The organism is Aeromicrobium sp. EU05-FHT14F07 (genome assembly GCF_058790455.1).
The window spans coordinates 1-24,451 of sequence record NZ_JBYTCR010000023.1 but is presented as its reverse complement, the minus strand read 5'-3'; the positions used below and the strand labels follow the sequence as shown (position 1 = coordinate 24,451).

The following is a 24,451-nucleotide window of genomic DNA, read 5'->3' as shown; positions in this document are numbered from 1 at the left end:
GACGAGCCGACGCACCGCCCTGCTCCTACCCTGGTCCGGTGACGATCAGTGACGCCCGTCGGGCCGAGTTCATCGAGTCCTTCGCCCGCGTGTGGACGACGCGGGGCGCGTCGCGCACCGAGGGCCGGATCGCCGCGTACCTCCTCCTGGACGAGTCCGACGGCGTCACGGCCGCGCAGATCGCCGCCGACCTCGACGTGAGCACGGGATCGGTCTCCAACGCCACGCGCAGCCTCGCCGACGCCGGCTTCCTCCACCACGAGCGCCGACCGGGCGAGCGCGCGACCCGCCACTTCATGGCGCGCGACGTGTGGGGGCGCTTCCTCCAGCACGAGCGGCCCTACCTGCAGGCCCAGCGGGACCTCGCCGCCAGCGCGCTGCCCGACGTCCCCGAGGGCAGCCCCGCCCACGAGCGACTCACCCACATGCACCACTACATGGCCTGGCTGCTCGACGACGTCCGACTCGACGAGCGCTGGCAGGAGGTCAAGGCCGGGCGTGCTGGTCCTGCAGCGGGATCATCAGCGGAGTAGCCGACTCGGGGTCCTCGATCAGGCGGCACCGCACACCGAAGACCTCCTCGACCTGGGCACTGGTCACGACCTCGCGCGCCGTCCCCTCGGCGACGACGCCACCGTCGCGCATCAGCACGACGCGGTCGGCGTAGCGGGCCGCCTGGTTCAGGTCGTGCAGCACGGCCACGACGGTGCGTCCCGCGGCCCGGATCTCCTGGCACAGCCGCAGCACGTCGAGCTGGTGCGCGAGGTCGAGGAACGACGTCGGCTCGTCGAGCAGGACGAACTCGGTCTGCTGCGCGAGGACCATGGCGATCCACGCGCGCTGGCGCTGTCCTCCGGACAGGTCGGCCACCCGCCTGCCGGCCAGCGCGTCGACACCGGTGGCCGACAGCGCCGAGGCGATCGCCTCGTCGTCGCCCTCGCTCCACTGCCGCAGCGGGGAGTGGTACGGGTGCCGGCCCCGCGCGACCAGCTCCTCGACGGTGATGCCGTCGGGGACCACCGGCTCCTGCGGCAGGAGGCCGACACGTCGCGCGACGTGCTTGGAGCGGTGCCGCTCGACCGGGACGCCGTCGAGGACGACCTGCCCCGCCGTCGGGCGCAACGTCCGCGCGAGCGTCTTGACGAGCGTCGACTTTCCGCAGCCGTTGGGCCCGATGACCGCCGTGAACTGGCCGCGGCTCACCGTGAAGTCGAGGTCGCGCAGCACGGGCGCGCCGCCGTAGCCCACGGTGATCCCGTCGGCGCGCAGGGATGACTCGTTCATTTCGTGACGTTCCTCCAGTGGACGAGCAGCAGGTAGCCGAGGTACGCGCCGCCGACCCCGATCGTGACGACCCCGACGGGCAGCCCCTCCGCGGCAGGGACGTGCTGGGCGACGACGTCGGCGGAGAGCACGATCAGCACGCCGACGAGGGCCGAGGCCACGAGGTTCGGTCCGACGGCGCCGGTGAGCCGTCGCGCGACGTGCGGAGCCGTCAGCGCGACGAACGAGATGGGCCCCGACACCGACACGGCGACCGCCGCCAGGAGCACCGACAGCACGATCGCCCAGGTCCGGGTCGCTGACGCGCGGGCACCGAGCGCGTCGCAGAGCTCGTCGCCCATGTCCATGACGAGCAGCCGGTGGTGCAGGGCGGCGACGCAGGGCAGCAGCAGGAGCAGCCCGCCGCCGATCGTCGCGGCGTGCCCGAGGTCGCGGGCCGAGAGCGAGCCGACCGTGTAGGCGGCCAGGGCGTGGGCGCTGTCGCGCATCTCGACGGCGACCACGTACTGGGTCACGGCCGTGCACATCGCCGCCACGCCGATGCCCGTGATGATCACGCGTGCGGGCGACGCGAAGCCGGAGCCGTTCGCCAGGTACACGACGCCGATCGCCGCGCCCGCTCCGAGCACCGCGCCGACCGGGGCCGGCACGGTCGAGCCGAGCACCACCGTGACGGCCACACCCGCACCCGCGCCGGCGGCGAGGCCGATGACGTCCGGGCTGCCGAGCGGGTTGCGCGTGACGGTCTGGAACAGCGCACCGGCGATACCGAGCGCGATCCCCACTCCCACGGCGACCAGCAGACGGGGCCCGCGCAGGCGCTCCAGGACGAACCGCGACCTCGCGTCGAGGTCGCCGGTCACCGCGTCGCGCAGGTCGGCCGCGGACAGGCCCAGGCGACCGAGCGACAGCGTGAGCAGCGAGAGCACCACGCTCACTCCCACGACGGCCAGGCAGACCGTCACGGTGCGGCGACGCACGGGGACGACGACCCGCCGCACGGTCGCACTCACGCGGCGACCCTCGTGCGTCGTACCGCCGCGAGCAGGAAGGGGGCGCCGAGGAACGCGGTGACGACGCCGACCATGAGCTCGGTCGGCCGGGCCACCACCCGGGCCAGTACGTCGGAGCCGACCAGCAGCGCGGCGCCGAGCAGGAGCGCCACGGGCACCTGCCACCGCAGGTCGGAGGCGACCAGCGCCCGCGCCACGTGCGGCACCGCGAGGCCGACGAAGACGATCGGGCCGGCGGCGGCCGTGGCTGCTGCCGCGAGGAGCGTCGCCGCGGCGAGCGCCCCGACCCGCACCCAGGCGACGCGGACGCCGAGCGAGGTCGCGACGGCGTCGCCGAGCTGCACGGTGTTCAGGCCCGGTGCGACCAGCACCGTCAGGACGAGACCGACGAGCATGACCGGGGCCACCATCGCCAGCGTCTCCCACCGCACCCCGGCCAACGACCCGACGACCCAGAAGCGGTAGGAGTCGAAGGCGTCGGGTCGGGTGAGGATCATCGCCTGGACGTAGGCGCCCAGCACCGCGCTGACGACCGCGCCGGCGAGGATCAGCGGGACCACCGACTCGCCGCCGGCGCGTCGGCCGAGGGCGTAGACGACGGCCACGGCGACCAGGGCGCCCGGGATCGCCACCCACACCATGGCCGTCCCGTTCCCGAGCCCGAGGAACGCCGTGGCGGTCACGATGGCGGCCGACGCGCCCATGCTGACGCCGAGCAGGCCCGGCTCGGCGAGCGGGTTGCGGGTGACCGCCTGGATCAGCAGCCCGGCCGTGGCCAGCGCGGCTCCCACCACCGCGCCGACCACGGTGCGCGGGACGCGGGCCTCGACGATCCGGCCCAGGTACTCGTCGCCGCGACCGGTCAGCACGTCCCAGACGTCCGAGACCTCGTTGGCGCGCACGCCGAGCACGACGCTCAGCGCCGCGGTGCACCCGAGGACGACGACCAGGCCGAGGAGCAGAGCCCCTCGACGCATCACTCGCCGGCCCGCGCCAGGGCTCGGTCGATCATCGGCTGGTAGCGCTCGAGCGCCCACGGCACGGTCAGCGGCGTGATGATCGAGGACGCCGTCACGAAGGACTGGTCGGTCGGCGCGACGAGAGCACCCTTCTTCACCGCCGGGATGCCGGCGTACAGCGGCTGGGACTCGGTCTCCTTGCGGCTCTTCTCGTCGGCGTAGAAGGTGAAGATCACGTCGGAGTCGTCGAGCATGTCGGCGTTCTCCAGGCCGATGAGGGCGGAGTCGGTGCCCGGCTCCTCCCAGTCCTTCAGCTCCTTCTCGCTCAGCGCGGGCTCCAGGCCGAGGGCGGAGACGAACGTGACCCGCTGCTCCCCGGGGTAGAACACGCCGAGCGTGCCGGGACCGTTGGTGTAGATGAAGGAGAACGTGCGGCCCTCGTACCTCGGGTTGGCGGCGGAGGCGAACTGCTCCTCGATGTCGTCAACGAGCCCGGCGGCCGCCTTCTCCTCGCCGAGCGAGCGGCCGATGGTCGCGATCTGGTCCTCCCAGGTGATGACCCAGGGCTCCTTCTCGTAGGCGACGGTGGGGGCGATGTCGCTGAGCAGGTCGTACTGCTCCTGCGTCACGCCCGACCACGGGGCCAGGATGAGGTCGGGTTCGAGCTCCAGGATCGCCTCGATGTCGAGCTCGGTGCCGCCCGTGAACTGCTTCGGCAGCTCGTCCCCGCGCTCGGTGACGGCCTCGTGGATCCACGGCAGGTAGCCGGTGTCGTCGGCGCCCCACGGGTAGGACTCGATGCCGACCGGGGTGACGCCGAGCGCGATGGCCGTCTCGGCCGACCCCTGCCCGAGGGTGACGACCCGCTCCGGCTTCTCGGTGATCTCGGCGGTGCCGAGCGCGTGCTTGATCCGGACGGTCTCGAAGTCGCCGGAGGCGGAGTCCTCCGCCGTGGACGTCCCTCCGCAGGCGGACAGCAGCAGGGCGGCGCAGAGGACCCCCACGACGCTCGTGAGGACGGAACGGACGGACGACATGGGGCCTCCTGGTCGGCGGGCGGCACACGACGTGCCACTGATCACTGAGGGGGACCTTAGTAGATCTTCAAATTTTGTGAAACAGTGGGCGGTGCGACCTCGGACACGCCGGCCCCGCCGAGCGAGCCGCGCGCCAGCACCGGTGCCGGCACCGGTGCCGGCACCGGCGACCGTCGACGTGGGACGGGGTCTTGCGCTCTCGTGGGCGGCGCCCCTACGGTACGACCCGTTAGGACAGCCTAACCTTACTGAAGGAGCATCATGAGCACCTCCCTCCCCCGCCGCCTCCCCCTCGTGGTCGGGCTCGCCGCCGCCGCGGCGACCCTGGCCGTGCCGACCGTCGCGCACGCGGCCGGCACCATCTCCGTCACGCCGAGCACCGGCCTCTCGTCCAGCGCCAGCGGCTCGGTCGTCACCGTCACCGGCTCCGGCTACACGGCGAACGGCACCTACAAGGTCGGCACCTGCTCGACGAAGTCCTACGGGATGTTCGGCGTGCCGGCGTGCTCGTCCGGCGTGGAGACGACGGCCGACGCGAACGGCAACATCTCCGTCAGCTACACGGCGAAGAAGGTCAACTCCAACGCCCACTACGGCATCCCGGTGGCCGGCGCGGGACAGCCCGCGTCGTTCACCTGCAAGGGCAGCGCGGCCAACGACCAGTGCGCCGTGACGATCACCTCGCACAACGGCACGTCGTCGACCATCGAGGCGCAGGCCAACATCACCTTCCAGTGAGGCCCGGGCGGGGGCGTGGAGCCGGACTCCGCGCCCCCGCCGTCCGCGTTGCGCGTCACGACGCGCAACCCCTCCTCCCCTCGTCACCCCCCTCCCCCTCGAAGGACCGTCATGGCCCCCGTCCGACTCCTCCCCCACGTCGTCCTGACGGCCCTCCTCGCCGGGCTGCTCGTCGCGATCCCGACCACGACTCCCGCCGTCGCCGCCGAGTCGCCCAGCACCATCACCTCCGGTTCCGTCGTCTGGGGCCTCAAGGACTCCTGGCGCACCTACATCGGTGACGGCTCCGAGGCGGGCGACGGCGCGACCGTCACCGCCTGGGACGGCACCACGCCGGTCGCCTTCCGGTTCCCGGTCGAGTCCGGCAGCTACGACCCCGAGACCCGGACCACGACCCTCGACCTCGCCGGCTCCGTCCACTTCCGCAGCTGGTACGGCCAGGTGCAGCCCGGCAAGTGGGCCCTCGACACGAAGTACTCCGACCTGACCGTGACGATCAGCCCCACCGTCCAGGAGATCCGCGGCACCCACACGGGCTACACGCGCGACGACCCGGGCGGCGAGCTGCACCACGACGTCGACGTCGTGCTCGCGCAGCTCGACGTCACCGACGTCCAGCCGACCACCGCGTCCGGCACCACCACGTGGACCGACGTCCCCGCCGTCGCCGGTCCGGGCTTCTCCATCTACGGACAGGGCACGACCCTCGACCCCGTCTCCATCGAGTACGTCGGGGACGGTGGCAAGCCCGACCTGACCGAGCGCTTCGACCGTCCTGGGGTCCCCGCGCTGCGCGAGGACGGACGCTGGATGTCGGTGAGCACGACGTCCGGCCTCGGCACGGCGAGCCGTGCCCTGGAGGTCTCCCCGAGGGGCGACGTCGTCTACGTCGCCGAGATCGCCCCCGAGATCGGCGACACGCTCGTCGTCCGGGCGCTCGACGCGCGCACCATGGAGCCGGTGGGCCAGCCGTTCGAGCACCCCGTCGCCCCGGAGGAGGTCTACACCGGTCGCTACCTGCGCACCGCCATCGACCCGGCCACCGACACGCTCTTCTACGTGACGAGCCGCGACGGCGACCCCGCGGTCCGGACGACCGTGCGGTCCCTGACGTTCGACCGCGGGACCGGCACCTTCACGTCCTCCGTGGTCGGCCGCCTGCACGACGGACGGACCGACGACGACGGGGCGACCCAGGTCCCCGGCGTCGGCTCCTTGGCGTGGAACCCGGTCGCCGACGAGCTCGCCGTGCTCTCCGACGACCCGGGCGCGACCGACCTGGCCAGCAAGGTCACCCTCTTCCGGTTCAGCCGCCAGGGCGACGGCTGGACCCGCGCGTCGGGCACGGTGACGCTGCCCTCCACCGGCGAGTACGCGGGTGCCGTCGAGTACGGCGGGCCGTTCACGAGCGGCGAGATGGACACCGACCCCGACCTCGCCGCACTGGGCGACGGCTCCTACGTGCTGGCCACCGGCACCGGCTACGGCTACGTCGACGACGAGGTCCGCTACCTGCCGGCGCTGCACCTGCGCCCGTCGGGCGACACCGTCCAGGTCACCCCCGTCCCCGGCACGCGGCACACCAGCACGGTGTTCGGGACCTACTACGGGTACACCTCGGCGACTCCGGGCCCGGACGGATCGGTGCTGCTGCACGGCTCCGGCCAGTCGATCGAGGATTACGTGCGCGTCGACCTGGTCGACGGGGTCGCCACCGCCCGCGAGCCCTTCCGCGGCCCCGACGTCTACCCCGACTACGGCTACTCGGTGTTCGCCGCCTCGATGGTCTACGACGCCCAGCGCGACCTGCTGTGGGCGACGGACAACGCCAACACCGACGGCGAGGCCGTCCAGCTCGTGCGCCGCGACGGGTCGACCGTGGGCTACCGCGTGCCCGACTACGCGACCTACTCCTTCGGGCGCGCCCTGCTCAAGGTGGGTCCTGACGGCTCGCTCTACGTGCCGCTGAAGAAGGACGGCTTCGGCTACGCGCGGCTCGCGTTCGGCGGCATCACCCCGACGGTCGACCAGCAGCCGAAGGACGTGTCCGTCGAGCTCGGCGCCGACGAGCCCCAGCGCGACGTCAGCCTCCGCGCCGACGTCTCGGGCGCCTCGAGCCTGCAGTGGCAGCGACGAGTCGTCGGCGCCTCGCGCTTCACCGACGTCGAGGGCGCCACGGGCTCCTCGCTGACGGTCGCGGCGTCACCCAGCACCGCCGGGACCACCTACCGCCTCAAGGTCGCCAACGACGCCGGCACGGTGGTCTCCGAGGAGGCGCAGCTGACCGTCACCCACCCGCCACGGTTCGCGGTCCAGCCGCGGGACGTCCGCACCCGCCCGGGCACCGTCGCGAACCTCAACGCCGAGGTGCTCGCGTCCCCGGAGGTCACGTCGAGCAGCTGGCAGCGCCGGGTCAACGGCTTCTGGACGACCGTCGGCACGGACGACGACGACCTCGTCGTCGGCGACACGTCGCTCACGGTCCGCGAGACCAGCACCGACCAGACCGGGTCGCAGTTCCGGCTCAAGGTGACGAGCCCGCTCGGCACGGCGTACTCGCGGACCGCGACCCTGACCGTCGAGGCTCCGGCGCCGGAGGCCGGCAGGGTCAGCGGTGCGACGCTGGAGTGGTCGGGCTCGCAGGAGCTGCAGAAGGCGCCCCCGTTCGGCGGGTCGTCCTACTTCTCGGCCGGCGTCTCCGACGGCAGCGAGGGCACCTACCGCGCCCAGGCCGGCAACGTCTCGGTGCTGCAGGTCGACGGCGACGAGCGCACCGCCGCCTCCTGGGCCACCCGGGCCGAGCACGTCGACGCCGACCCCGGGACCCAGCAGCTCGTGACGCTGGGCGACGGTCGAGGGCGCGTGGAGGCGGACGGGTCGGCGACGATCTCCTGGTCGGGCGCCTGGACCGTGAACTTCTACGGCGGGCTCGTGCCGTTCACGGTGAGCGACCCGGTCCTCACCGTCGACGACGCGGGCGTGGGGCGGCTCACCGCGGACCTGTCGGGCTACGGGTCGTCCCAGGAGAACCCGGGCGAGAAGACCCCGATCGCACCGGTCGAGGACGTCGTCGTGGCGACCTACCGCGACGTCCAGGTCGACCCGGACGGCTTCGTGCTCGAGCCCGACTACGCGGGCGTCCAGGTGGACGTCCCCGATGGCGCGAGCGCCCAGCTGCGGACGGGTGACGCGTGGGGGTCCTGGCCCCAGCCGTTCGTGGACTTCCACGCACGCACCGGCCTGACGTCGTACTGGTACAGCTCGGGCGGCGCGGCCGACCCGGACAAGCCCCCGGCCCCGATCACCGTCGGCGCCTTCGAGGTCGACGGGACCGAGCCGGTGGCGGAGCCCCCGACGATCCTGACGCAGCCGAGCTCCATGACCGCGACGGTCGGCCGTGCGGCACGGTTCGCGGTCACGGCGTCCGGCGAGGACCTCTCCTACCGGTGGCAGCGCAGGGTCGGCTCCAGCTGGCTGGCCGTCGCCGACGCGGACGGGCCGACGCTCACGCTCGACCGCGTGGTGACGGCGGACCGTCGCGCGACCTTCCGGGTCCGCGTCAGCAACGCGAGCGGCGCGGTCGTCTCCCGGGCGGTCCGGCTCGACGTGGCTCCGGCCCGGACGGCGGCTCACGTGTCGCTCTCGCGCGCGTCGCAGACGTCGAGGGCTCCGGCCTCGAGGCGGGCGCTGGTGCGCGTCCGTCTCACGGCGTCGAACGGGACGACACCGGTCGGCACCGTCACCGTCCGGCTCGGCAGCCGCAAGGTCGCGACCGCCCGGACCAGCGGCGGCCGCGCCACGGTCCGGCTCCCCGCGGGCCTCGCCCGCCGCGGCTACGCCGTCCGCGCCACCTTCACGCCGCGCGACCCCGCCTCGTTCACGACGGCGACGAGCCGGCCGGTGAAGTTCCGCGTGCGCTGAGCGGGCGGTCGTCGGGACGTCGATCGCGTGGAGGCCCCCGGTCCAGTCGGACCGGGGGTCTTCATTCGGTCAGGTGGTGGGGAGGAGACTCCGTCGCTCGCCGGCCGCCCCGCAAGCGGGCGGTGCCCCAAGCTCCTCGCCGTCGACAGCGGGGAACGGCCAGCGCTTGGACTGCTTGCGATGCAACGAGGCATGAGATTCAGTGGCCCGCTCGGACCCTCGTCCACGGCCTCCTCGAGGGTGGTCTGACGGCTGACGCGGCCGTTGAATGAGCATCCGAGTCAGGTGGGGTAGTCGACGCGGGCGCTCAAACTGTCACGGCTCGCGACTAGCCTCCGGCGAAACTGACCTCGAGGGGGCACGAACGCATGATCACCCACATCAAGGACGACGCCTCGAAGAGCTTGTTCGAGGCGGTCCAGCACGCCGCTGGCGTGACCATCTCGGGCCTCGCGACCTGGCTCGGAACCGCTGTCGCTGCTTTGTGGATCTACACCGAACTGCTGAAGCCCGAGGGGAACATCGCGCCGCCGCTGCTGTGGCTTGAACACCACGCCCAAGCCGCTGGCTGGTCAGCTTCCTGGGCTATCGACGCCCACACGTGGCTGACCGGACGACCGGAGCTGTTCTGGCCGCTGATCATCGCAGCTGGCTTCACTGCATCCATCCGAAGTATCACCATGATCACGTGGACCGCGCTGCTGCTCGCCGTGAGCCTCCGACCTGCCGAGACGGTCGCGACCTCGTTCCTCGCCCTCACACTTGTCGCGTGCCTGTTGGGCTACGCACTCGACAAGGCGGCAGAGCTTCAGAGTCGCGGGAGCGAGTATCCCCACTATGCGAGCTTCAAGCTCTCCGCCGCGAGGTGGATGGTTGGACCGCCTGCGTTGCTCGCACTGGCTACGTTGTTTCCGCTGTTTCTCGCCTACCGCATGGCCGAGGCCTACCGCACACCGGAACCTCTGGAACACCCCGGCTTCGACCTCGCCTTCGATGCGAAGCAGCTCTATGAGAAGCCTGTAGCCGAGATCACGAACCGCGACCTGACGATCTTCATGGCCAAGGCCATGCTCTTGGCCTCCGGCGACGAGCAGCGGGAGAAGTCGAACGCGGTGTGGAGCATGCGGCGGGACGAGAACGCGCGGGTGAGAGCAGCACGACTCGGGAAAGGGCGCTGGTAGCGGTCGGGAGGTGCCCCAGCTCCTCCCCGAATCGCCACCCTTGATTCGAACGGCAGAAGGCCCCGACACCAGGAGAAAGGCCCCCAGTCACGTGGACTGGGGGCCTTCTGCCGTTCGAGTGGAGCATAGGAGATTCGAACTCCTGACCTCTTCCATGCCATGGAAGCGCGCTACCAACTGCGCCAATGCCCCTCACGGGTGGTTCTCGCACTCGTCGATCACCGAGTAAGAACTCTAGACCCTCCCCCGGGGCGGGTAAACACCGGGGGTCACCCGTCGTCCGACATCACCGGCTCGGGCAGCGTGCCCGCGTTCCACTCGGTGAGCCGCCACCGGGTGTCGTGCTCCGGCGAGATCTGCTCCAACGCGATCCAGGAGCAGTTCGACAGCCCCGCGAACGTGCGCCAGGTGGCCTCCGGGAAGCCCAGGAACGTGCACACGCCCACCCGCAGCACGGCGCCGTGCGCCACGACCACGAGCGTCTGCTCGTCCTCCAGCGTCTCCAGCGCCTCCGTCACGGCGGCCGACAGGCGGGCGCCCGCCTCCGCGTGCAGCTCCGCGCCCGGGAACCGCTCCTCGCGGTCCTCCAGCATGGCCTTCATCAGGTCGGGGAAGCGCTCCCACGACTCCTTCCAGGTGAGCCCCTCGCGCTCGCCGAAGTTCATCTCGCGCAGCCGCTCGTCGAGCTCCACCGGCACCCCGGTCAGCCGCGACAGCTCCTCGGCCGTGTGCCGAGCACGCTGCAGGTCCGAGCTGAGGATCCGCACCGGCCGCAACGACGCCAGCCGTGCAGCCGCAGCCGCGGCCTGCCGGACGCCGACCTCGTCGAGCGCCGTGTCCGTCTGGCCCTGCACCCGCCCGGCGACGTTCCACTCCGTGCGCCCGTGGCGCCAGAGCACGACCCGGCGCGTCACGTGAGCTCGAGGTCGATCGTCGGGCAGTCGCTCCACAGCCGCTCGAGGGCGTAGAAGGCACGCTCCTCGGTGTGCTGCACGTGCACCACGACGTCGGCGAAGTCGAGCAGGATCCAGCGACCCTCGCGGTCGCCCTCCCGGCGCACCGGCTTCGCGCCCTGCTCGAGCAGCTTCTCCTCGACCGCGTCCTTGATGGCGCGGGCCTGCGGCTGGTTCGCGGCGCTGCACAGCAGGAACACGTCGGTGATGAACAGCTGCTCGGAGACGTCGAAGGCGATGATCTCGGTCGCCAGCTTCTCGTCCGCGGCAGCGGCAGCCACCCGGGTCAGCTCGACGGCACGGTCGGTTGCGGTCATGAGGGGTCCTCGGAGTCGGAGGCGGAGTAGAGACGGTGCTTGGCGATGTACTGCACGACGCCGTCGGGGACGAGGTACCAGACCGGCTCTCCCGACGCGACGCGTCCACGGCAGTCGGTCGAGGAGATCGCGAGCGCCGGGATCTCGACGAGCGTGATCCGCTCGGCCGGCAGGCCGGCGAGCGTCTGCTCGTCCATCTCGTGCCCGGGACGCGTACAACCGACGAAGTGGGCGAGCTCGAACAGCTCGTCGTGGTCGCGCCACGTCAGGATCGCGGCCATCGCGTCGGCACCGGTGATGAAGTACAGGTCGGCGTCGGGCATGGCCGCGGCCAGCTCGCGCAACGTGTCGATCGTGTACGTGAGGCCGTCGCGGTCGATGTCGACCCGGCTCACCTCGAAGCGCGGGTTCGCCGCCGTCGCGATGACCGTCATGAGGTAGCGGTGCTCGGCCGGCGAGACCTCACGGTCGGCCTTCTGCCACGGACGCCCGGTGGGGACGAAGACGACCTCGTCGAGGTCGAACCACGACTGCACCTCGCTCGCGGCGACGAGGTGCCCGTGGTGGATGGGGTCGAACGTGCCACCCATGACGCCGACGCGACGCCGGCGGATCGGTGCGTGCTCGGGGGCCACGTCGACGACCTGGGGCCCGTGGGTCGTGCTCAGGAGTGCTCGCGGCCCTTGCCGAAGGCCAGCAGCGCGATGAGCAGGACCAGGAGGATGCCCAGGGCGGTACCTCCGATGAGCATCGCCGTGAAGAGGAAGCTTCCTTCTTCTCCGGACTCCTCCATGGCGGCCAGGATCTCGAGCATGGCCGCAATCTACCAGCGTGCCCGCGGGCCCGACGATCCGGCGTGGGTCAGCGGACGTGCCCGTCGCCGGTCACGACGTACGTCGTCGTGGTCATCTCGGGCAGTCCCATCGGTCCGCGCGCGTGCAGCTTCTGGGTGGAGATGCCGATCTCCGCACCGAACCCGAACTCTCCGCCGTCGGTGAAGCGCGTCGAGGCGTTCACCATGACGGCCGCGGAGTCGACGCCGAGCGTGAACCTGCGCGCCGCGTCGATCGACCGGGTGACGATCGCCTCCGTGTGGCCCGAGGACCAGGTGCGGATGTGCTCCACGGCCTCCTCGAGGGAGTCGACCACCTTCGCGGCGATGTCGAGGGAGAGGTACTCCGTCGCCCAGTCGTGGTCGGACGCCTCGAGCACACCAGGGGCGACCGCGGCGAAGGAGGCGTCGCCGTGGATCGTGACGCCGGCCGCCTGCAGCGCCTTCGTCACTCTCGGCAGGAACTCCTCGGCGACGTCGCGGTGCACGAGCAGCGACTCGGCCGCGTTGCACACGCTCGTGCGGTGGGTCTTGGCGTTGAGGACGACGTCGAGCGCCATGTCGAGGTCGGCGTCCGCGTCGACGTAGACGTGCACGTTGCCGGTGCCCGTCTCGATGACGGGCACGGTCGACTGCTCGACGACCGTGCGGATGAGGCCCTCGCCGCCGCGCGGGATGACGAGGTCGACGAGGCCGCGTGCCTGCATGAGGTGCGTGGCGCTGCTCCGGTCGTCGGCCGGCACGGCCTGCACGACGTCGGCGGGCAGGCCGGTGGCGGCGATGGCCTCGCGCATGACGTCGACGATGGCCGCGTTCGACCGCGCCGCCGATCGCGACCCGCGCAGCAGCGACGCGCTGCCGGCCTTGAGGCAGATGGCCGCGGCGTCGGCGGTGACGTTGGGCCGCCCCTCGTAGATCATGCCGATGACGCCCATGGGCACGCGGATCTGCTCCAGCCGCAGACCGTTGGGCAGCGTCGAGCCGCGGACGACCTCGCCGACCGGGTCGGGCAGGGCGGCGACGTCGCGCACGCCCTGGGCGAAGGCGGCCACCCGGTCGGCGTCGAGCAGCAGCCGGTCGACGACGTTCTCCGGCGTGCCCTCGGCGCGCGCGGCCTCGACGTCGAGCACGTTGGCCGCGACGATGCGCTCGGTCGCCGCCTCCAGCGCGTCGGCCGTGGCCAGCAGCGCCGCGTCCTTCTGCGACCGCGACGCCAGCGCCAGGGAGCGGGCCGCGGTGCGGGCGCGGCGGGCGAGCTCGTGCACCTGATCCTTCACGGCTGAAGCCTAGTGCGTGGCCTCCCACCACCCCGCTGAGCGTGACGTTCGCGGGCCGTCCCGGGCAATCCCGCCCCGGAAACGTCACGCTCAGCGGGAGGGGGCGAGGGTCACCTGGTGTTCACCCGGGCCGTGCAGACTGGACCCATGATTCGGGGGAATCGGCTCGTCGCCGTGCTCACGCTCGTCCTGGTCGGTACGGTCCTGGCCGTGCCCACCGCCTCCTCGCCCGCCGACGCGCGGGACCAACGCGGTCGTGGGGAGCCCACCGTGCGGGTCGCGACGTTCAACGCGTCGCTCAACCGGCCCGCCGCCGGTGATCTGCGCCGCGACCTGTCGACGCCGTCCAACGCCCAGGCGCGCGCCGTCGCGGAGATCGTGCAGCGCACGCGTCCCGACGTGCTCGTCCTGCAGGAGATCGACCACGACCCCGAGGCGCTGCGCCTGTTCCAGCGGAACTACCTCGAGCGCGGGCAGCAGGGCGCCGACCCCATCCGCTACCGGTACACGTTCACGGCATCGGTCAACACGGGCGTGCCCACCGGCCTGGACCTGAACGGCGACGGCCGCACCGACGGCCCCGACGACGCCTACGGCTTCGGGGCGTTCCCCGGCCAGTACGGCATGGCGGTGCTCAGCCGCTACCCGATCGACGAGAAGCACGTCCGCACCTTCCAGAAGCTGCTCTGGAAGGACATGCCTGGGAACCGCATGCCCCAGGGCTACTACTCCCCCGAGGCGGTCGACGTCCTGCGCCTGTCGAGCAAGTCGCACTGGGACGTGCCCGTGAAGGTCGGGCGACGCTCCGTCCACCTGCTCGTCAGCCACCCGACCCCGCCCGTCTTCGACGGCCCCGAGGACCGCAACGGCCGCCGCAACGCCGACGAGATCCGCTTCTGGGCCGACTACACCGGCTCCACCCGGGACTCCCGGTGGATCCGCGACGACCGCGGCCGTCCCGGCGGGCTGGCACGCGGTGCGTCGTTCGTGGTCGCGGGCGACCTGAACTCCGACCCCGTCGACGGCGACTCGCTGCCGGGCGCGGCGAACCAGCTCCTCGACCTGCGACGCGTGAACACGTCGCTGACGCCGTCGAGCGACGGTGCCGTGGAGGCGGCTCGCCTGCAGGGCGGTGCCAACCTCTCCCACCGGGGCGACCCGCAGTTCGACACCGCCGACTTCTCCGAGCCGCCGGGCAACATCCGCGCCGACTACGTGCTGCCGAGCGCCGACCTGGACATCCGCGACGCGCGGGTCTTCTGGCCGGTGCAGGCCGACCCGCTCTCGCGCCTCACGGGCACCTACCCGTTCCCCGCGTCGGACCACCGGCTCGTCTGGGTCGACCTGCGCCGCCCCTGACTCCCCCACCCCCGCTGAGCGTGACGTTTGCGGGCCGGCGAGCCGCGCCGCGCCCCGCAAACGTCACACTCAGCGGGAGGGGGACGGTCAGCGGGGGTGGAGGACGACGAGGTCGTCGCGGTGGACGACCTCGCGCTCGTAGCCGGCGCCGAGGTCGGCCGCCAGGTCGGGCGTGCTGCGCCCGAGGAGCGTCGGCAGCTCCGCGCTGTCGTACGTGACGAGGCCGCGGGCGACCACCGTGCCGTCGGGCGCCACCACGTCGACCGGCTCGCCCGCCCCGAACTCGCCCTCGACGCCGACGATCCCGGCGGCCAGGAGCGACGCGTTGCGCACGGTGAGCGCACGGACGGCACCGTCGTCGACGAGCAGCCGACCCTTGGTCTCGCTGGCGTGCTCGAGCCACAGCAGACGGGTCGGACGACGTCGGCCGGTCGGGTGGAACCGTGTGCCCACCGGCTCGCCGAGCACGGCGGCGCGCGCGTGGTCGGCGCGCGCGAGCACCACGGGGATCCCCGCCCCCGTCGCGATCCGCGCCGCCTCGACCTTCGTCACCATGCCGCCGGTGCCGACCTTCGAGCCCACGCGCGCGACGTCGACGTCGTCGAGGTCGCCCGGACCGTGCACGTCGGTGATCGGCCGCGACTGCGGCAGCGACGGGTGGCCCGTGTACAGCCCGTCGACGTCGGAGAGCAGCACCAGCAGGTCGGCGTGCACGAGGTGGGCGACGAGCGCGGCGAGCCGGTCGTTGTCGCCGAAGCGGATCTCGCTCGTCGCGACCGTGTCGTTCTCGTTGACGACGGGCAGCACGCCGAGCTCGTGCAGGCGCGCGAACGTCTGGTGGGCGTTGCGGTAGTGGCTGCGCCGCGTGACGTCCTCGACCGTCAGCAGCACCTGGCCGACCGTGATGCCGTGGGCGGCGAACCGCTCGGAGTAGTGCGCCACCAGCGCGCCCTGCCCGACGCTCGCCGCCGCCTGCTGGGTCGGCAGGTCACGCGGGCGCGTCGTCAGCCCGAGCGGACCCAGGCCCGCGGCGATCGCACCCGAGCTCACCAGGACCACCTCGTCGCCGTCGCGCCGCGCCGCGGCGAGCGCGTCGACGACGTGACCGACCTTCTCGGGGTCGAGGTGCCCCGCTGCCGAGGTCAGCGACGACGAGCCGACCTTGACGACGACGCGCCGGGCGCTCACGACCGGTCGTCCGCGCTGACGTCGTCGGCGCGGCTGTCATCTGCGGTGCGGGCCTCGAGCTCGACGTCGTCGTCGAGGTCGAGCAGGTCGTCGTCGTCCTCGAACGTCCAGTCGGGCGCCGCGCTGGGCTGCTCGCCCCGCGCACGCGCCTCGCGCGCCTCGGCCTCGTAGGCGCGCTTGGCCGCCAGCTGCTCGCGTCGCTCGACGTTGGTGCGACGGTCGTCGCGGTCGAGACGGTGGTCCTCGCCACGGCGGCCCAGCATCTCGGCACCGGCCTGGATGGTCGGGTCGAAGTCGAAGACGACGGCGTCCTCCCAGCCCTGGTCGGCGGTGCCGCCGATGACGACGTCGTCGCCGGGCTCGGCGCCCTGCTTGGCCAGCGCCTCCTCGACACCGAGTCGCGCGAGCCGGTCGGCGAGGAAGCCGACGGCCTCGTCGTTGCTGAAGTCGGTCTGGCCGACCCAGCGGGTGAGCTTGGCGCCGCGCACGATCCACTGGCGCTGGCCGTCGGGGCCCCGACGCTGGTCGACGGTGAACTCCGCGCCGACCCCGGCCGCGGCCTGCGGGCGCAGCACGATGCGGGTGATCTCCTGGGTGGGCGTCTCGGCGCGGCGACGCGCGACGATCTGCGCCATCGCGAAGGACAGCTCGCGGAGCCCCTGGTGGCTGGCCGCCGACACGTCGTAGACGTCGTAGCCGCGCTCCTCGAGGTCACCGCGCACGAACTCGGCGATCTGCGCGGCGTCCGGCACGTCGGTCTTGTTCAGGGCCACCAGACGCGGCCGCTCGAGCAGGTCCTTGCCGGTCGCGCCCTCGGGCAGCGCCTCGGCGTACGCCCGCAGCTCGGCCTCGATGACGTCGAGGTCGGTGAGCGGATCACGGCCGGGCTCGACCGTCGCGCAGTCGACCACGTGCACGAGTGCGGCGCACCGCTCGACGTGGCGCAGGAAGTCGTGGCCGAGGCCTCGCCCCTCGCTCGCGCCCTCGATGAGGCCGGGCACGTCGGCCACCGTGAACGTCGTCGACCCCGCGGTCACGACGCCGAGGTTGGGCACGAGCGTGGTGAACGGGTAGTCGGCGATCTTCGGACGAGCACGGGACAGCGCCGCGATGAGGCTCGACTTGCCGGCGCTCGGGAACCCGACGAGGCCGATGTCGGCCACGACCTTCAGCTCGAGCACGATGGTGCGCTCCTGGCCGGGCTCGCCCTTGAGCGCGAAGCCGGGCGCCTTGCGCTTGCTCGACGCGAGCGCGGCGTTGCCGAGGCCGCCACGACCGCCCGCCGCGATCACGACCTCCGTCCCGACGCCCACGAGGTCGGCCAGCACCTCGCCGGTGCCGTGCGGGCCGCCCGAGCGCACCACGGTGCCGTCGGGGACCTTCAGGACGAGGTCCTCGCCGTGTGCGCCGCTCCTGTTGCTACCACCGCCGGGAGCGCCGTTGCCGGCCTTGCGCCGCGGCTCGTGGTGGTACTCGACGAGCGTCGTCACGTCGGCGGCGACGCGGAGGATGACGTCGCCACCGTGCCCGCCGTTGCCGCCGTCGGGGCCGCCGAGAGGCTTGAACTTCTCGCGGTGGACCGACGCGACGCCGTGCCCGCCGTTGCCGGCGACGACCTGGAGGGTCACGCGGTCGACGAAGGTGGGGACGGCCATGTCAGGTGCTCCTGGGGTGGTGTGGGGACGTCGAAGGGGTGGCCCGCATGCGCGGACCACCCCTTCGACGGATGTTCTGCCGGTTACTCGCCCGGGACGATGTTCACGACCTTGCGGCCGCGACGCGTCCCGAACTCGACCGAGCCGGCCGACAGCGCGAAGAGCGTGTCGTCGCCGCCACGGCCGACGTTGGTGCCGGGGTGGAAGTGGGTGCCGCGCTGGCGGACGATGATCTCGCCGGCGTTGACGAGCTGGCCGCCGAAGCGCTTGACGCCGAGGCGCTGTGCGTTGGAGTCGCGGCCGTTCTTGGTGGAGGCTGCGCCCTTCTTGTGTGCCATGAGTTCAGTCCTCTACTTCGCGATGCCGGTGATCTTGACCTGGGTATACTTCTGACGGTGACCCTGGCGCTTCTTGTAGCCGGTCTTGTTCTTGTACTTCTGGATGATGATCTTCGGACCCTTGGTCGCGCCGATCGCCTCGGCGGTCACGGAGACCGTCGAGAGGGTGTCGGCGTCGGCCGTGACGGCGTCGCCGTCGACGTACAGGACGGCCGGCAGCGAGACGGACTCGCCCTCGGCGAGGCCGAGCTGGTCGATCTCGATGACGTCGCCGACGGCGACCTTCTGCTGCGTGCCGCCACTGCGCACGATTGCGTAGACCACGGGATTCCTCACTCGGTTCTTGCTGGAAGCTGTGTGTGCCGGGGGCCGGGGGCGTCCGGGTCCGACGGGGGCCTGGGCTCAGCGGCTGCGCTGGCCCTGGCCGGTGCCGGGCTCACACCCGGACAGGACGATCGGCGCGCACGGCGCGCCGAGGATCCATACTACGGACCCTCCCCCGGCTCGGTCAAAGCGGGGGTCTCGCCGGTCGGCTCGTCGCCGTCGCCTCCCTCGCCTGCGTCGTGGGAGGACTCCGGTGCGGCGCTCGCGGGGACCTGCTCGGCCTCGGGCGTCGGCAGGGCGTCCTGGACCGGCTGCGGCGCCGAGGCGACGATGGGCTCAGGGACGTCCGACGGGACGGTCCCGACCTCGTCCGCGGGGGTCTCGGTCGTGGTCGCGACGTCGGAGGTGGTCTCCTCGTCGCCGGCCTGCCCGGCGGGGGTCTCGGCGGGGGTCTCGTCGGCCGGCGTCTGCTCGAGGACGGCGTCGACCGCCGGGGCGGGCGACTCCGTCAGCGCCTCGTCCGACGTGCCGGAGGGCTCGTCGTCGCTGGACGCCGTCTCGTCGGGGAAGGCGCCGGCCTTCGCGCGGGAGGAGCCGCGACGCGACCGGCCACCGCGCGACGACCCGGAGGTCGAGCCGCTCGACGTGCCGTCCTGGGCGTCGGGGCCGGTCGTCTCGCCCGCTGCGGCGTCGTCGACGGTCTCGTCGTCCCGCGACTCCTCCGCCCGGCCGCGGCGGCTGCCGTTGCCGTTGCCGTTGCCGTTGCCGTTGCCACCGTTACCGTTGCCGCGCCCTCGACGGGAGCGGCCACGCGGCTCCTCCTTCTTGGGCTCGACCGGCTCGGCGGTCACGACGACCCCGCGGCCGTCGCAGTGCTCGCACTCGGTGCTGAACGACTCCAGCAGACCCGTGCCGATCCGCTTGCGCGTCATCTGCACGAGACCGAGCGACGTCACCTCGGCCACCTGGTGGCGGGTGCGGTCGCGCCCGAGGCACTCGACCAGGCGCCGCAGCACCAGGTCGCGGTTGCTCTCGAGCACCATGTCGATGAAGTCGACGACGATGATGCCGCCGATGTCGCGCAGCCGGAGCTGACGGACGATCTCCTCGGCCGCCTCGAGGTTGTTCTTGGTCACCGTCTCCTCGAGGTTGCCCCCGGACCCGGTGAACTTGCCGGTGTTGACGTCGACCACGGTCATCGCCTCGGTGCGGTCGATGACGAGCGAGCCGCCGGACGGCAGCCAGACCTTGCGCTGCAGCGCCTTCTGGATCTGCTCGTCGATGCGCAGCACGTCGAAGGAGTCGCGGCCGTCGTGCTCCTCGGGCGACCACTCCTGCAGCCGCTCGGCGAGGTCCGGGGCGACGTGGCGGATGTAGCCGGAGATGTTGTCCCAGGCGTCGGAGCCCTCGACCACCAGCGACGCGAAGTCCTCGTTGAAGAGGTCGCGCACGACCTTGATGACGAGGTCGGGCTCGGCGTAGAGGAGCTGCGGCGCCTTGGCCTTCGGGGACGACTCGTCGTCGAGGCCGGCCTTGGCCTTGATGTCCTCCCAGCGGGCGGTGAGTGCCGTGACGTCGCGGGTGAGCTGGTCCTCCGTGGCGCCCTCGGCCGCCGTGCGCACGATGACGCCCGCATCCTCGGGCAGCACCTCCTTGAGGAGGGCCTTGAGCCGGGAGCGCTCGGTGTCGGGCAGCTTGCGCGAGATGCCGTTGGACTGGCCGCCGGGCACGTAGACCAGGAAGCGGCCGGGCAGGCTGATCTGGCTGGTGAGCCGGGCGCCCTTCTGGCCGACCGGGTCCTTGGTGACCTGCACCAGCACCTGCTGGCCGGGGCTGAGCGCCTCCTCGATCTTGCGGGCCTTGCCGTTCTGGACGCCGCTCCAGTCGACCTCGCCGGCGTAGATGACGGCGTTGCGACCGGCGCCGATGTCGACGAACGCGGCCTCCATGCTCGGCAGCACGTTCTGGACCTTGCCGAGGTAGACGTTGCCGATGAGCGACGTCTGGCTCTCGCGGGCCACGTAGTGCTCGACGAGCACGGAGTCCTCGAGGACGGCGATCTGGGTGTAGTTGTCGGTGGAGCCGTGGCTGGTCGCGCGGTGCTGACGCACCACCATCTGGCGGTCGACGGCCTCACGGCGGGCCAGGAACTCGGCCTCGGAGACGATCGGCGCACGACGACGCCCGGCCTCACGACCCTCGCGGCGGCGCTGCTTCTTGGCCTCCAGACGGGTCGAGCCGGCGACGCCGGCGATCTCGTCCTCGGGGTTGCGACCCTCGCGGACCCGCACGACCGTGTTCTCGGGGTCGTCGGGCGACGCGGCGGGCCTGTCGCCGGCGCGCGCACGGCGACGGCGGCGGCGCGTGGTGCCGCCCTGGCCCTCCCCGTCGCTGTCGTCGGAGTCGGCAGCGCCCTGGTCGTCGTCGGTGTCGTCGGCCTGGGGCTCGGCCGCGCCGTCCTGGCCCTGGTTCTCGCGCGGCTCGTCGCTCTTGTTGCGACGGCGTCCGCCGCGGCTGCGGCGACGGCGCTTCGAGCCGCCGCCCGAGCCCTCGCCGGACTCGTCCTGGTCCTGCTCGGCGGGCGCGGTCGCCGCCGACTCGGACTCCGAGGCGGACGTCTGCTCCTCGTCCTCGTCCTCGTCGTCGGCCTGGGCCGCGCGCGGGGGCGCGGCGACCGGCTCGGGGGCCTGGAACGCGACGGCGACGGGCGAGACCTCGTCGGTCGCACGAGGCGCACGGGGGGCGCGCTTGCGGGCCGGACGCTTGGCGGGGGCCTGGGGGGCCTCCTCGCTCGTGCCGGCCTCGTCGGCCACCGGCTCCTCGGCGACGGTCTCGTCGGCGGTGGAGTCCTTCGGCGCGTCCTCGTCGGCGGGGTCGGCCGCGGGCTTCGGGGCGGCCTTCTTGCGCGGCGGGCGCTTGCGTGCCGGCTTGGCGGCCGGGGCGGCAGCGGCGTCGACGGTGGTGTCGCGGGCAGCCGTGGCGTCGTCGGCCGGGGCCTGTGCCGCCGCGTCGTCGGCGACGGGCGCCGGCGGCGCGGCCTTGCGAGTGGAGCGCCTCGCGGACGTCTTGGTGACGACCGTGGCGCTGGGTGCCTGCTCGGCCGGCGCCGGGGTCGGCGCGGCGGGCGCGTCCGCGGCGGGCGGGGCGAAGATGTCGGTGCTCACCGCTGCGGGTGGCCCGGCGGGCCGGCCGGCGGCCCGGCGTCGCGTGCGCACCGCGGGGGTGGTGTCGGTTGTCGGGGTGTTCGTGTCGTCGTCGAGCATGTGCTCTCCTCAGTCCCCGGGTACGCCGCAGGGCGGTCGGGGTTCTGCGTCTGCGGCTCCTGCCCCGAGGGGCCGGTGCCGAAAGTCTTCTGTCGGGCCCGGACCGCTGGCGCGTCCCGGGGTGGTCGACGTGCGGCCTGTCACTGGCTCCTCGCCCGGCCCGCCGCGGTCAGCACCCGATCAGGGTGCGTCGCGGTCGAGGGCGAGCGGATCGCCGACCGTCCCGGTCCCTGCGTCCAGAGGACCCTGGGCCGAGCGGGTCGCCAGCGGCGTCTGCTCGAGCGTCAGGTCCCCGCAGATGCGGAGTCCGGAGAGTACGTCGTCCGGTCGTACCGACGGGTTCTGGTGCCGGACGACCACCGTCAGTATCGCATACGCCACACCCGGACCGCCGGACGAACCGACCGAGAGCGACTGCACGGCGGCCCGCGCGTCGAAGGTGCGCATGCCGCGCTTGGTCATCCGCTCGACGTCGACCTGCTCCGCTGCGAGGAACGCGTCGACCGCGATCTGGGCCTGCTCGACCGGCGTGTCGCGCAGCTCGATGACCCACTCGCTCGCCTCCAGGCGGTCGGCGAGCGAGCCCGCACCCTCGCGCGCGGCGACGACCTCGAGGATGTCGATGCCGGGCGGCAGGGCGTCGTCGAGCGCGGCTCGCACGGCCTCGGGGTCACGGGTCTCGGTGAGGCCGATCTCGAGGAACTCCGCCTCGCTGGCGGCACCCGTGGGCGCCGCTCCCGCGAACGAGATCTTGGGGTGCGGCGTGTAGCCGGAGGAGAACGCGATCGGCACCCGCGCGCGGCGCACCGCACGCTCGAACGCGCGGCCGAAGTCGCGGTGGCTCGTGAACCGCAGCCGGCCCCGCTTGGCGAAGCGGATCCGCAGTCGCTGCACGATGGGCAGCTGCGGGTTCGGGGCCTCGGGGTTCGGGGTGCCGCGCAGGGTCGTGCTGCCGTCGGACATGTCGTCGAGGGTACCGAGCAGCGTCGCGCCACGGGTGGGGTCGGGTCGCCGGCGCGACGGCCAGGACCCTGGCGTTGGATGGGTCGGTGACCTTTCCCGCCGACCCCGCCTCGCCTGCCACGACCTCCTCGACCCGCAGCGGTCCGGCCTGGTTGGTCGGCGCCGCGATCGTACTGCTGGCCCTGAACCTGCGGGTGGCCGTCGGCAGCGTCGGCGTGGTGGTCGACCCGCTGCGCGACGATCTCGGGATGAGCGCCACCGTCGCCGGCGTGCTGACGACGCTCCCCGTGCTGTGCTTCGCCGTGTTCGGGGCGACGACGTCGAGGATCGTCCGCGCCCTGGGCCTCGACCGCACCGCCGCGACGCTGCTCGTGGTGCTGGCGCTCGGCCTGGTGACCCGCGCGACGGTCGACTCCACCGTCCCGTTCCTCGTCCTGTCCGTGGTCACGCTCGCGGCCTGCGCGGTGGGCAACGTGATCCTTCCGGCGCTCGCGAAGGAGCACTTCCCCGACCACCTGGCCCTCGTCGGCGCGTTGTACGGCGCGGCCCTCATGGCCGGCGGGGCGGTCAGCTCGGTCGTCACGGTGCCGGTCGCCGACGCCCTCGGCGACTGGCGCGCCGGCATCGCCGTGTGGGCGGTGCTCGCCGTCGCCGCCCTGGTGCCGTGGCTGCCGGTCGCGCTGCGTCGCGCGGGCGCCACCGGGCTCGGCCGGCCGGCGGGGATCCCGCTGTCGCGCGTGGCGCGCAGCCCGCTGGCGTGGGTGTGCACGCTGTGCTTCGCCGTCCAGGCGGCGCAGGCCTACGCGCAGTTCGGCTGGTTCCCGACGATCCTCGCCGATGCCGGTCTGGCGCACGGCACGGCAGGGGCGATGCAGGGCCTGCTCGCCGCCGTCGGCATCCCGATGACCCTGCTGCTGCCGCCGCTCGTCGCGCGGCTCGGCGGCACGGGCGTGCTCCCGTGGTCGTTCGCGGCGCTCACCGTGGCGGGCTGGGGCGGGGTGCTGGCAGCGCCGACGGCTGCGCCGTGGCTGTGGGCGGTGCTCCTCGGACTGGGCGGGTGCACCTTCACGTGGGTGCTCATCATGTTCGGCCGCCGCACCCGCACCACCGAGGGCACCGCCGCCCTCTCCGCGTTCGGCCAGTCCGTCGGCTACCTCCTCGCCGGTCTCGGCCCGTTCGGCACCGGCCTCCTCCACGACCTCACCGGCTCCTGGACCGCCCCCGTCGTCGTCCTCATGGCCGCCGCCGTGCTCATCGGCCTCCTCGGCACCCTCGTCGACCGCGGCGGCACCGTCGAGGACGACCTCGCGCGGCGGGCGGGCTGAGGACCTGGGTGGGGGCTGTTGCTGGTGCGCTGCCTGCTCGGGTCTGTGCTTGCTGGTGCGCTGCCTTAGTGGGTCTCGTCGTGCTGCTGCGCTGCTGTGGGGGGTCTCGTCGTGATGGTGCGCTGCCTCGGCTGGCGCTGGGTGTGGTCTCCGAAAGGGGCCTCGACCGGGCGGCTGGGCGGGAGCTGGTTTCGGGTCTCGGGCTGTGGCTTCGGCACGGGGTGGACGCAAGATTCTGCGTTCGTGTGCGGAATCGCGAAGGATGCTGCGTTTGCTACGGGATCCCGTCGCGAACGCAGAAGCGTTCGACCTGGCTCGCGTGAATGCAGAATCTTGGGTGCCGTTTGCGTTGGGGAGATGAAGGATTCTTCCTTCTCGTGGACCGGTCCACGAGAAGGAAGAATCCTTCACACGTCTGGCTCCGCGTCGGTGGATCTGCCACCTGAAGAGCGCCCAGAAGGTGGCAGATCCCCCGCCGGCACGCGAGAACGCAGAATCTTGCGCCGATCTCGCGCAAAGGAAGA

General features: G+C 72.7%; 21 protein-coding genes and 1 tRNA gene. 6 read left to right on the top strand and 16 right to left on the bottom strand.

Annotation, left to right across the window (positions count from 1 at the left end; translation table 11 throughout):
* Nucleotides 1-38 precede the first annotated feature (38 nt).
* Nucleotides 39-533 carry a GbsR/MarR family transcriptional regulator gene (locus tag AC3WRM_RS16680; RefSeq protein ID WP_492249679.1) on the top strand — a complete coding sequence of 165 codons (495 nt, stop codon included), beginning with the start codon at nucleotides 39-41 and terminating at the stop codon, nucleotides 531-533.
* Here AC3WRM_RS16680 and AC3WRM_RS16675 read toward each other — a convergent pair.
* Genes AC3WRM_RS16675 through AC3WRM_RS16660 form a run of 4 tightly spaced genes read right to left on the bottom strand, consistent with a single transcriptional unit; the run spans nucleotide 487 to nucleotide 4,293 of the window.
* Nucleotides 487-1,284 (bottom strand): ABC transporter ATP-binding protein, encoded by a 798-nt coding sequence (locus AC3WRM_RS16675; protein WP_492249680.1) that lies wholly within the window; start codon nucleotides 1,282-1,284, stop codon nucleotides 487-489. The genes AC3WRM_RS16680 and AC3WRM_RS16675 overlap by 47 nt on opposite strands.
* Nucleotides 1,281-2,297 carry a FecCD family ABC transporter permease gene (locus AC3WRM_RS16670; RefSeq protein ID WP_492249681.1) on the bottom strand — a complete coding sequence of 339 codons (1,017 nt, stop codon included), beginning with the start codon at nucleotides 2,295-2,297 and terminating at the stop codon, nucleotides 1,281-1,283. Before AC3WRM_RS16670 ends, AC3WRM_RS16675 begins: the two co-directional genes overlap by 4 nt.
* Nucleotides 2,294-3,274: a FecCD family ABC transporter permease gene (locus AC3WRM_RS16665; protein ID WP_492249682.1), complete on the bottom strand. Its 981-nt coding sequence runs from the start codon at nucleotides 3,272-3,274 to the stop codon at nucleotides 2,294-2,296. Before AC3WRM_RS16665 ends, AC3WRM_RS16670 begins: the two co-directional genes overlap by 4 nt.
* On the bottom strand, nucleotides 3,274-4,293 hold the full coding sequence (locus AC3WRM_RS16660; RefSeq protein WP_492249683.1) for an iron-siderophore ABC transporter substrate-binding protein: 1,020 nt from the start codon (nucleotides 4,291-4,293) through the stop codon (nucleotides 3,274-3,276). The genes AC3WRM_RS16665 and AC3WRM_RS16660 overlap by 1 nt, the downstream gene beginning before the upstream one ends.
* Before the next feature lie 261 nt (nucleotides 4,294-4,554).
* Here AC3WRM_RS16660 and AC3WRM_RS16655 point away from each other — a divergent pair, with 261 nt between their 5' ends.
* The 3 genes from AC3WRM_RS16655 (at nucleotide 4,555) to AC3WRM_RS16645 (ending at nucleotide 10,133) form a co-directional block, all read left to right on the top strand.
* The gene (locus AC3WRM_RS16655; protein WP_492249684.1) at nucleotides 4,555-5,031 is read left to right on the top strand and encodes a neocarzinostatin apoprotein domain-containing protein; all 477 of its coding nucleotides are present in this window, start codon (nucleotides 4,555-4,557) and stop codon (nucleotides 5,029-5,031) included.
* Nucleotides 5,032-5,142: 111 nt separating this feature from the next.
* Nucleotides 5,143-8,952, top strand: a complete 3,810-nt coding sequence (locus tag AC3WRM_RS16650) for an HtaA domain-containing protein (RefSeq protein ID WP_492249685.1) — start codon at nucleotides 5,143-5,145, stop codon at nucleotides 8,950-8,952.
* Nucleotides 8,953-9,320: 368 nt separating this feature from the next.
* A complete protein-coding gene (locus tag AC3WRM_RS16645; RefSeq protein WP_492249686.1) occupies nucleotides 9,321-10,133 on the top strand; it encodes a hypothetical protein in 813 nt (270 codons plus the stop codon).
* A gap of 119 nt (nucleotides 10,134-10,252) precedes the next feature.
* Here the strand turns inward: AC3WRM_RS16645 and AC3WRM_RS16640 are convergent.
* The 6 genes from AC3WRM_RS16640 to AC3WRM_RS16615 all read right to left on the bottom strand — a co-directional run bounded on the left by AC3WRM_RS16640 (nucleotide 10,253) and on the right by AC3WRM_RS16615 (nucleotide 13,512).
* A tRNA-Ala gene (locus tag AC3WRM_RS16640) sits at nucleotides 10,253-10,325 on the bottom strand.
* A gap of 77 nt (nucleotides 10,326-10,402) precedes the next feature.
* A complete protein-coding gene (locus AC3WRM_RS16635) occupies nucleotides 10,403-11,047 on the bottom strand; it encodes a histidine phosphatase family protein (protein WP_067858944.1) in 645 nt (214 codons plus the stop codon).
* Nucleotides 11,044-11,403, bottom strand: coding sequence for a ribosome silencing factor (rsfS, locus tag AC3WRM_RS16630; protein WP_492249687.1), 360 nt, complete (start codon nucleotides 11,401-11,403; stop codon nucleotides 11,044-11,046). Before rsfS ends, AC3WRM_RS16635 begins: the two co-directional genes overlap by 4 nt.
* Nucleotides 11,400-12,038 (bottom strand): nicotinate-nucleotide adenylyltransferase, encoded by a 639-nt coding sequence (gene nadD, locus AC3WRM_RS16625; protein WP_257721377.1) that lies wholly within the window; start codon nucleotides 12,036-12,038, stop codon nucleotides 11,400-11,402. Before nadD ends, rsfS begins: the two co-directional genes overlap by 4 nt.
* Before the next feature lie 29 nt (nucleotides 12,039-12,067).
* Complete coding sequence (locus AC3WRM_RS16620) at nucleotides 12,068-12,217, bottom strand: hypothetical protein (RefSeq protein ID WP_236749731.1); 150 nt, start codon at nucleotides 12,215-12,217, stop codon at nucleotides 12,068-12,070.
* 47 nt (nucleotides 12,218-12,264) lie between these two features.
* The gene (locus AC3WRM_RS16615) at nucleotides 12,265-13,512 is read right to left on the bottom strand and encodes a glutamate-5-semialdehyde dehydrogenase (RefSeq protein ID WP_492249688.1); all 1,248 of its coding nucleotides are present in this window, start codon (nucleotides 13,510-13,512) and stop codon (nucleotides 12,265-12,267) included.
* 147 nt (nucleotides 13,513-13,659) lie between these two features.
* Here AC3WRM_RS16615 and AC3WRM_RS16610 point away from each other — a divergent pair, with 147 nt between their 5' ends.
* Nucleotides 13,660-14,871, top strand: a complete 1,212-nt coding sequence (locus tag AC3WRM_RS16610; RefSeq protein ID WP_492249689.1) for an endonuclease/exonuclease/phosphatase family protein — start codon at nucleotides 13,660-13,662, stop codon at nucleotides 14,869-14,871.
* A gap of 87 nt (nucleotides 14,872-14,958) precedes the next feature.
* Here AC3WRM_RS16610 and proB read toward each other — a convergent pair whose 3' ends face one another.
* From proB to AC3WRM_RS16580, 6 genes are all read right to left on the bottom strand, one after another.
* On the bottom strand, nucleotides 14,959-16,059 hold the full coding sequence (gene proB, locus AC3WRM_RS16605) for a glutamate 5-kinase (RefSeq protein ID WP_492249690.1): 1,101 nt from the start codon (nucleotides 16,057-16,059) through the stop codon (nucleotides 14,959-14,961).
* Entirely contained in the window at nucleotides 16,056-17,714 is a 1,659-nt protein-coding gene (gene obgE / locus AC3WRM_RS16600) for a GTPase ObgE (protein WP_492249691.1), read from the bottom strand. Before obgE ends, proB begins: the two co-directional genes overlap by 4 nt.
* 83 nt (nucleotides 17,715-17,797) lie before the next feature.
* Nucleotides 17,798-18,052, bottom strand: a complete 255-nt coding sequence (gene rpmA, locus AC3WRM_RS16595) for a 50S ribosomal protein L27 (protein WP_067858958.1) — start codon at nucleotides 18,050-18,052, stop codon at nucleotides 17,798-17,800.
* A gap of 12 nt (nucleotides 18,053-18,064) precedes the next feature.
* Nucleotides 18,065-18,376 carry a 50S ribosomal protein L21 gene (rplU, locus tag AC3WRM_RS16590; RefSeq protein WP_492249692.1) on the bottom strand — a complete coding sequence of 104 codons (312 nt, stop codon included), beginning with the start codon at nucleotides 18,374-18,376 and terminating at the stop codon, nucleotides 18,065-18,067.
* A 161-nt stretch (nucleotides 18,377-18,537) separates the two neighbouring features.
* On the bottom strand, nucleotides 18,538-21,639 hold the full coding sequence (locus tag AC3WRM_RS16585; protein WP_492249693.1) for an Rne/Rng family ribonuclease: 3,102 nt from the start codon (nucleotides 21,637-21,639) through the stop codon (nucleotides 18,538-18,540).
* Nucleotides 21,640-21,819: 180 nt separating this feature from the next.
* Nucleotides 21,820-22,602 (bottom strand): TIGR03936 family radical SAM-associated protein, encoded by a 783-nt coding sequence (locus tag AC3WRM_RS16580; protein WP_492249694.1) that lies wholly within the window; start codon nucleotides 22,600-22,602, stop codon nucleotides 21,820-21,822.
* Between the two features lie 86 nt (nucleotides 22,603-22,688).
* On the opposite strand from AC3WRM_RS16580, the gene AC3WRM_RS16575 reads away from it, so the two are divergent.
* On the top strand, nucleotides 22,689-23,927 hold the full coding sequence (locus AC3WRM_RS16575; RefSeq protein ID WP_492249695.1) for an MFS transporter: 1,239 nt from the start codon (nucleotides 22,689-22,691) through the stop codon (nucleotides 23,925-23,927).
* Nucleotides 23,928-24,451 lie beyond the last annotated feature (524 nt).